Below are 6,203 nucleotides of genomic sequence, written 5' to 3' on the forward strand. Positions count from 1 at the left end.
ACTAGCGGGAGGTATTGTGGGTAGAAAGTGTTCAGTTCTATCAAGCGGAAACTGTCCATTTTAGTTTAGCAGTTACATATAGCCGTGAACAATCGCAAAATCCAAAACTTTCTTGGCATATGATTTAATTGTTCTTGCTTTTTTCACCTTTTCAGCCCATTCATTATAATGTTTTTGACAAACAGCAATATTGATTTTCTCAATTCGATAGTTCCCCATACTAGGTAAAATATGATTCTTAAAATATCCTACTGTTTTAACAAAAGTACTTTCCTCAACAGTCTTCTCATATTGAACAACCCATAAATCATAAACTTCGTGATACGTTTCTGCTCTAGCTGGCTTATATGTTCCTTCTGAAACTTGAACTTTAATTTTTGCTAGTGCCAGTTCAGCTTCCTTTTTAGTTTTAAAGCCTCGACGAGTTGTATTTTTTGGTTTACCCGTTAACTCATCTACTCCTAAATATACACGGAACATATACAAAGTTTTACCATATTTGTTTTGGTAGCTTATTATTGATGACGAATTCCTTTTAGTCATAAAAATCCTCCTATATTCGTTGCGGGGGCAAGATATAAAAGGAGAGGAGTTACCCTCTATCGATATTATAATCGATTTGAAAGGTAATTCCTCTCTTAAAACAAGGTAATAAATTTGTTTGGGTTTAGAAGTTCTATTCGATCCTAAACATATAAGATGAGCTTCTTAAACTATTAGTCGATGATAAGCAGTTTCAGCATCAGCAAATGATTTAAAACCTCTACGTGTAGTTCTCTTCTCTTTATTTGTAGAATGGTCAACTCCGAGATTGATACTAAACATATAATGGGTCTCACCATTCTTATTTTTGTAATTTCTAATTAAACGTGAATTATTAGTGAACATAAAATCCTCCTTAAGCTTTAATTGCTTTTTACATTTGATAAATCTAAAAACTATGCTCTTCCAAGAAACGATCAACTTCTTTTTTGGAAACCCGTTTAACCCCATCTATTTCGGATATTTTTAATCCCATTACACGAAACTTCATCAGCGTATTGTATGAAACATTTGCGTATTTCGCTGCTTCTTTCAGGGACATCCATTCACTATCCCCAAATGATTCCTTTAATGACGAGATTGTTTTGGTAACCACCGTCAATATAAGCTTTTCCATGTTTGCTTCATTAATATGTGTATTCTCATTCATGTAGTTGTTCTCCTTCAATTAATATTCATCTGAAGCTTTTAATTCCACATCAATGTTCGGTAATTCACTAATGCGTGTATTAGTAATTTCGAATGCTTTATTGAGAGGAGTCACTTTTAATGCCCTTGCCCATGAATTATATGAAAGGGTGGATGGATTAAGCTCTGCTTGTTGTATGACATTCATTAATAAATTCATTAAGTCAGACTCACTCATGTTTAATACGTGATAGTACAGATTCTTTTGTTCACCTGTATAAAACTCTTCATTAATCAAGATGTGAATATTTCTTCTACGACTAAGAACAGAGCCGGCACCTATTTTATATTCGATTTCATCGATATGAATTTTATTGGTGTTAATAGCATCATCTCCAAATAACCCATCAAGGTCAATAACATCTGAATCATCATCAACCCCGAAGGAAAACAACTTCTCTTCACCTTCGTAATAATCATCAAGAAAAACCTCAATATGAACATTGAAATCCCTGGCGATGGAATTCATTAAAAATATGGATGGCTTTTGAGAATCTCCTCTTTCAACAGAAGTTAAGGTCTGAAAAGGGACATCAATTCTTTTGGCGATCCCTTTAATCGTATAATCTTTGTTCTCATCTTCTGACATTAATTTTTGTCTTAAGAATTTGATTCTTTCTCCTAAGCTACTTGCTTTTAAAATATTAAATTCAATGGAATTTATAATCGGCATAATGCGCCTCCTCGTTATTTATCTCTTTACAAAATTATATCATCTTGGTAGTATAAAAACAATTTAAAAATAAGTTTTATTTAAAAATACTTAAATATAAATAAAGAGGTTGTTATGAAACATATTATTACAGATAGGCAATTCATAGTACAAACTAAAGTGTTTTCAGAGGTGTTTCCTGACTACCCTAACGAAAATACTTTGAAGGTGTATCTATACATTTGCAGGAATTACGATTGGAAAGTTGAAGCTATGCACACCGCAAAAACGGTCATTCAAAGTGACCTTAACATCAGTTATCGAGAGTTGACACGCGTATTAAATTGGTTAGAAAATAATCATTTTATTCAAAGATCCAACTCTAATAACCATCAAATGTATCAGACAAAGATACTAATTGCTCCAGATTTCGATGTAAGGACAAATAGATATATAGGATACTCAGAACCAATTAATACATCTAAACTGAAACAGCTTCAAGAAGGATATGCTTCTGTTCCTAACGACGTTTTATCGAATGCTTATTTATCAATGGCACCCACAGGTAATGCGTGGAAAGAAGATAAAATTCGAACACTTGTGATGCTGTATAGATATTGTTGGTTAGAATATTTTGGAGGGATTAACCCGGATATCATATCTTTGAATTCATTAGGAAAAGTAACTGGGATTGATCCGTCCTTCTACTATTCGTTAAAAATGACAGAAACAGAAGCAATCAGAAACATTAATTATTTGATTAACGATGGCTTATTTCAACCTGTGAAAGTTTGGTTTGAGCAAAAGTACCATCAACATACTTACGTGGGTGATTACGATTGTATTAATCCTTCGAGTAACTCCAGTGCATTGTTTGTGTTGAGGCCAAGATATATATCAAAGGTTAAGGTCGGAACGATAGATGAACTAATTAGAGAAGGGAAGATAAGCTTTGATAAATACTAAAATTGCTGTTGATTCAGATCCCTACTCATTGGCGCATGATTCAAGCAATACGTTTAAGGTAGGTGGGAGGCCGTTAAGCTATACCCATGTGACCAAAAAAGGAACAAAGCAATTACAGGCAATTGAGATGATGCAATTTCAAAATAAAATACAGTCAATATTTCGTGCTGATTTATTAGGACGACAGTTGAGCATCCCACTTAATTTGAATATGGTTGAGATTCAAATTGAGATAGTATCATCACGCACAGTTGATGACCTGCCGCTATTAATGATAATGAAATCTATCTTGGATGGGTTGAATTATAATATCTTACGAGACGATTCTGTGGTCTATAGATGCAGTATTAATTACACATATAAGAAAAGATTAGCTCGTCAATCAACGCGTAAACCTTCAGATTGGCTATCGGTTAAAATTATTGACTTAAACAGCTCTCATGTTGTTGCCTCACTGAATGATATAAACATACACCTGGTGCCGAAGAAAGAACCACTTGTACTTGATTTTGATAAGGACTATGCAATCTTCGCTCTATATGAAGATGAATATCTTGCTAGTATCTATAATGGTCTGTCGACAATGAATTTCACGGTGCCCATTCAATCATGTTATGAAGTAACAATGAAATTCTCCGGAGCACTTAAATCTGTAGATATAGATAATTTAGCTCTTGTTTACTATAGGTTGATTGAAGACTCGCAGTATATGAATCTTAATAGAGTTACTTCCATCTCTTTAGAGAAGACTTATAGTAGCAAAGTAAACCTTACAGAAATAAGCATCTTCTAGCAACTCGTTGAGCATGAGCTCATCCTTTAATATACAAGGGTTCGAGCCCTGTCTTAGTTACTCGAAATGTAAAACATATACAAGAGGGTACAAAACTATTTTCTTTTCCAATGTTACAATTAGCCTAATCAACTAGTATATAAATATAAGCAGCTAAAGTAAGCCGCGCTTCATGGCTATACTGATAAGCATAAACGTTGATTTATCGCTATTTTAGGTGGCACTGAAAAAGAAAGTACATAAAATATCAAACTTACGCCCATTAATGAAATTGAAGAAAAAGAAGGCACGCCTAAATCTATAGACGTACCATTTAACAACTTAGAAGTAACCTTTTTCTTTCATCGACAGGTATTTGTTTGAGCCGACGATGATATGGTCAACGACATCAATTCCCACAATTAAACCAGCTTCTTTTAAACGCTCGGTTACTTGTATATCTTCTGGAGATGGTGTTACGTCCCCTGAAGGGTGGTTGTGTGAAAGGATTGTACAAGCACATGAACGTTTGATAAGTTCTTTCATGATTTCACGTGGGTGGCAAATTGATGCATTTAAAGAGCCAATAAAGATTGTTTTACGGAACATTACTTCATTCTTTGTATTTAGTCCTAAGATAACAAAATGTTCTTGTTGTAGATGCTGTAAATCTTGTAGATACGTATAGGCATCCTGTGGTGAGCGAATACGGAAACGTTGTTCAGTTGTTACTGGATTCATGCGTGCTAACTGTAATGCAGCGATGATTTGCTGCGCCTTTACTTTACCGATGCCTTTGATGTTTAAAAGTTCTTCTTCCGTCACATCTAATAGCTCTTGGATCGATGGATAGCGAGTGAACATCTCTGATAGAATGTAGCCATCTTCCTTCTCACGTAAAGTTGTTGCGATTAATGATTTGAATGTGTTTTCGTTGATTGTAGTCATAGTTAATTCCTCCGAATTGTATAAGTTTTTAAATGCAAAAAGGAGCAGCGTCGACGCCACTCCCTTCTGTGTGATAAAATTGAATTAAGTTGAATTAATATGTAGATGCATCTGCGAAATGTATCTACACATACAAAAGCCCATCTACTGCGTTTGCAATGGATGGGTTTTAGTGTTGTTGAATATGGTCGATGACAGCATCGTTTCCATGTTGTTGAGCGTATTGTAATAGTAATAAATCTTGAATGAATTCATGTGCCTGCTGCTTCGTCAACAAGATACTTTTGTCGACGTCGAATTTAATCTTCATCATCTCCTTTGCTACACCGTTAGACATATCCATTTGCTTGACGATGCGAAATAGTGTTGTTAATTGATGCTTAGTAGCTGGGGCATCACCTCCTTTACGGTCTGGTTTAGGAAAGTCCTCAATATCTTGCGTGAATAGCCCAGATGCTCTTGTAGCGGACAATACAGCGTCAATCAGCGCACGCTTCTTTGCCATCTTCAGAAGTGTGTTGACGATTGTAAAAGGGTCTTGATAACGGAAAGAAGCTTCTTTGTTATTGCATGAGCCGATTCCTTCAGCCTCTACGACACCTGTTTCCTTGTTTGATAATGTCACTCGTACTTCATATGAAAAAATCCCAACATCCCATTGCTCAATGCGGTTGATGACGTCGACAGTTTTAGAAAAGCCGAATGCATCACACAACTTTTCAGCACCTGGCTTTAACAATGTAGGCTTAGAAAAACCATCGATTGAGCCATAATCGACACCTCGTACCAACGATGTTTTTACAAATTCCTGTAGCTTGTCGATACGTTCCTTTGCTTTTATTGATGTAATGATTAAATCAGGTAGTGTTGACGATGGACTTGTTGTTACTTCCTTTTGTAGATGAACGACTTTGTTAGTAGTATCTTGTTTTTGTGGTTTCATTTGTTTTTTCGCTCCTTTGTTTGATGGATGACTTGCTCTGATAATTGAGATAAACGTACTGATGATTGTTCGAGTGAATGCTGCATTTTTTCACTAAGTTGAGAACTATACGCTAAACCTTTTGCCGCGCGGTTGATGACGTTACCCGTGATGATTCTTGAGGTGTTGTTGATAGATGTAAGTGAATCATCGAGCTTTGTAGGTAATGTAGCAATGGCTGTAGACGAAAAGAAACGACGTCGATGTGTTTGGTCGAGTGTCGTTTCTACGGTATCAATAGCGATGGAAATTCGTTTTCTCTCAATGACTAAATCAGAAAATAATGTGTAGTTATTTCGGTCGATAGCAATTAATACTGCCTCTTCAACTGTTTGTAGTTGCTGCGTTAAATCCATATGAAGCTCCTTTATTTCCTTCGTTGTTAAATCAACACCATCTTCTAATGACGATACTTGGAAACGTTGTTTGAATCGTTTTAACATGTTCATTCCTCCGATACATTTTTATATTGGTGATAACCTTTTGCCGTCAACTTGATGAGAATGCCTTCTTCTCGATGACGTTTTACTAACAGCAACCCTTGATCTTCTAAATACAACAGAATCGAACGTTGCAATCGGTGTTTGTCAATATAGTTGTCGCATCAAGCTACTTAACTTTTCTATCAAAATCAAAATCTGTTCTATTAAAAT

Annotated in this window: 10 protein-coding genes; 2 read left to right on the forward strand and 8 right to left on the reverse strand. The window is 35.4% G+C overall.

The features are described from left to right. Positions 1 to 72 precede the first annotated feature (72 nt). From ACTHOQ_RS18495 to ACTHOQ_RS18510, 4 genes are all read right to left on the reverse strand, one after another. Positions 73 to 543 (reverse strand): tyrosine-type recombinase/integrase, encoded by a 471-nt coding sequence (locus ACTHOQ_RS18495; RefSeq protein ID WP_440497645.1) that lies wholly within the window; start codon positions 541 to 543, stop codon positions 73 to 75. A 165-nt stretch (positions 544 to 708) separates the two neighbouring features. After that, positions 709 to 993: an Arm DNA-binding domain-containing protein gene (locus ACTHOQ_RS18500; protein WP_440497646.1), complete on the reverse strand. Its 285-nt coding sequence runs from the start codon at positions 991 to 993 to the stop codon at positions 709 to 711. Next, entirely contained in the window at positions 932 to 1,192 is a 261-nt protein-coding gene (locus tag ACTHOQ_RS18505; RefSeq protein ID WP_440497648.1) for a helix-turn-helix domain-containing protein, read from the reverse strand. The genes ACTHOQ_RS18500 and ACTHOQ_RS18505 overlap by 62 nt, the downstream gene beginning before the upstream one ends. Positions 1,193 to 1,210: 18 nt before the next feature. Then, positions 1,211 to 1,903, reverse strand: a complete 693-nt coding sequence (locus tag ACTHOQ_RS18510) for a helix-turn-helix domain-containing protein (RefSeq protein ID WP_440497650.1) — start codon at positions 1,901 to 1,903, stop codon at positions 1,211 to 1,213. 114 nt (positions 1,904 to 2,017) lie between these two features. Between ACTHOQ_RS18510 and ACTHOQ_RS18515 the strand changes: the two genes are divergently transcribed. Then, positions 2,018 to 2,848: a hypothetical protein gene (locus tag ACTHOQ_RS18515; RefSeq protein ID WP_440497652.1), complete on the forward strand. Its 831-nt coding sequence runs from the start codon at positions 2,018 to 2,020 to the stop codon at positions 2,846 to 2,848. Then, positions 2,835 to 3,641 carry a hypothetical protein gene (locus ACTHOQ_RS18520; protein ID WP_440497653.1) on the forward strand — a complete coding sequence of 269 codons (807 nt, stop codon included), beginning with the start codon at positions 2,835 to 2,837 and terminating at the stop codon, positions 3,639 to 3,641. Before ACTHOQ_RS18515 ends, ACTHOQ_RS18520 begins: the two co-directional genes overlap by 14 nt. A 321-nt stretch (positions 3,642 to 3,962) precedes the next feature. Here ACTHOQ_RS18520 and radC read toward each other — a convergent pair whose 3' ends face one another. The 4 genes from radC to ACTHOQ_RS18540 all read right to left on the reverse strand — a co-directional run bounded on the left by radC (position 3,963) and on the right by ACTHOQ_RS18540 (position 6,127). Further along, complete coding sequence (gene radC, locus ACTHOQ_RS18525) at positions 3,963 to 4,568, reverse strand: RadC family protein (RefSeq protein WP_440497654.1); 606 nt, start codon at positions 4,566 to 4,568, stop codon at positions 3,963 to 3,965. A 169-nt stretch (positions 4,569 to 4,737) separates the two neighbouring features. Then, positions 4,738 to 5,511, reverse strand: coding sequence for a hypothetical protein (locus ACTHOQ_RS18530; protein WP_440497655.1), 774 nt, complete (start codon positions 5,509 to 5,511; stop codon positions 4,738 to 4,740). After that, positions 5,508 to 5,993: a hypothetical protein gene (locus tag ACTHOQ_RS18535; protein ID WP_440497657.1), complete on the reverse strand. Its 486-nt coding sequence runs from the start codon at positions 5,991 to 5,993 to the stop codon at positions 5,508 to 5,510. Before ACTHOQ_RS18535 ends, ACTHOQ_RS18530 begins: the two co-directional genes overlap by 4 nt. Before the next feature lie 2 nt (positions 5,994 to 5,995). Further along, positions 5,996 to 6,127 (reverse strand): hypothetical protein, encoded by a 132-nt coding sequence (locus tag ACTHOQ_RS18540; RefSeq protein ID WP_440497658.1) that lies wholly within the window; start codon positions 6,125 to 6,127, stop codon positions 5,996 to 5,998. Positions 6,128 to 6,203: the final 76 nt, after the last annotated feature.

This window comes from Solibacillus silvestris (assembly GCF_051967575.1).
GTDB classification, from domain to species: domain Bacteria; phylum Bacillota; class Bacilli; order Bacillales_A; family Planococcaceae; genus Solibacillus; species Solibacillus silvestris_B.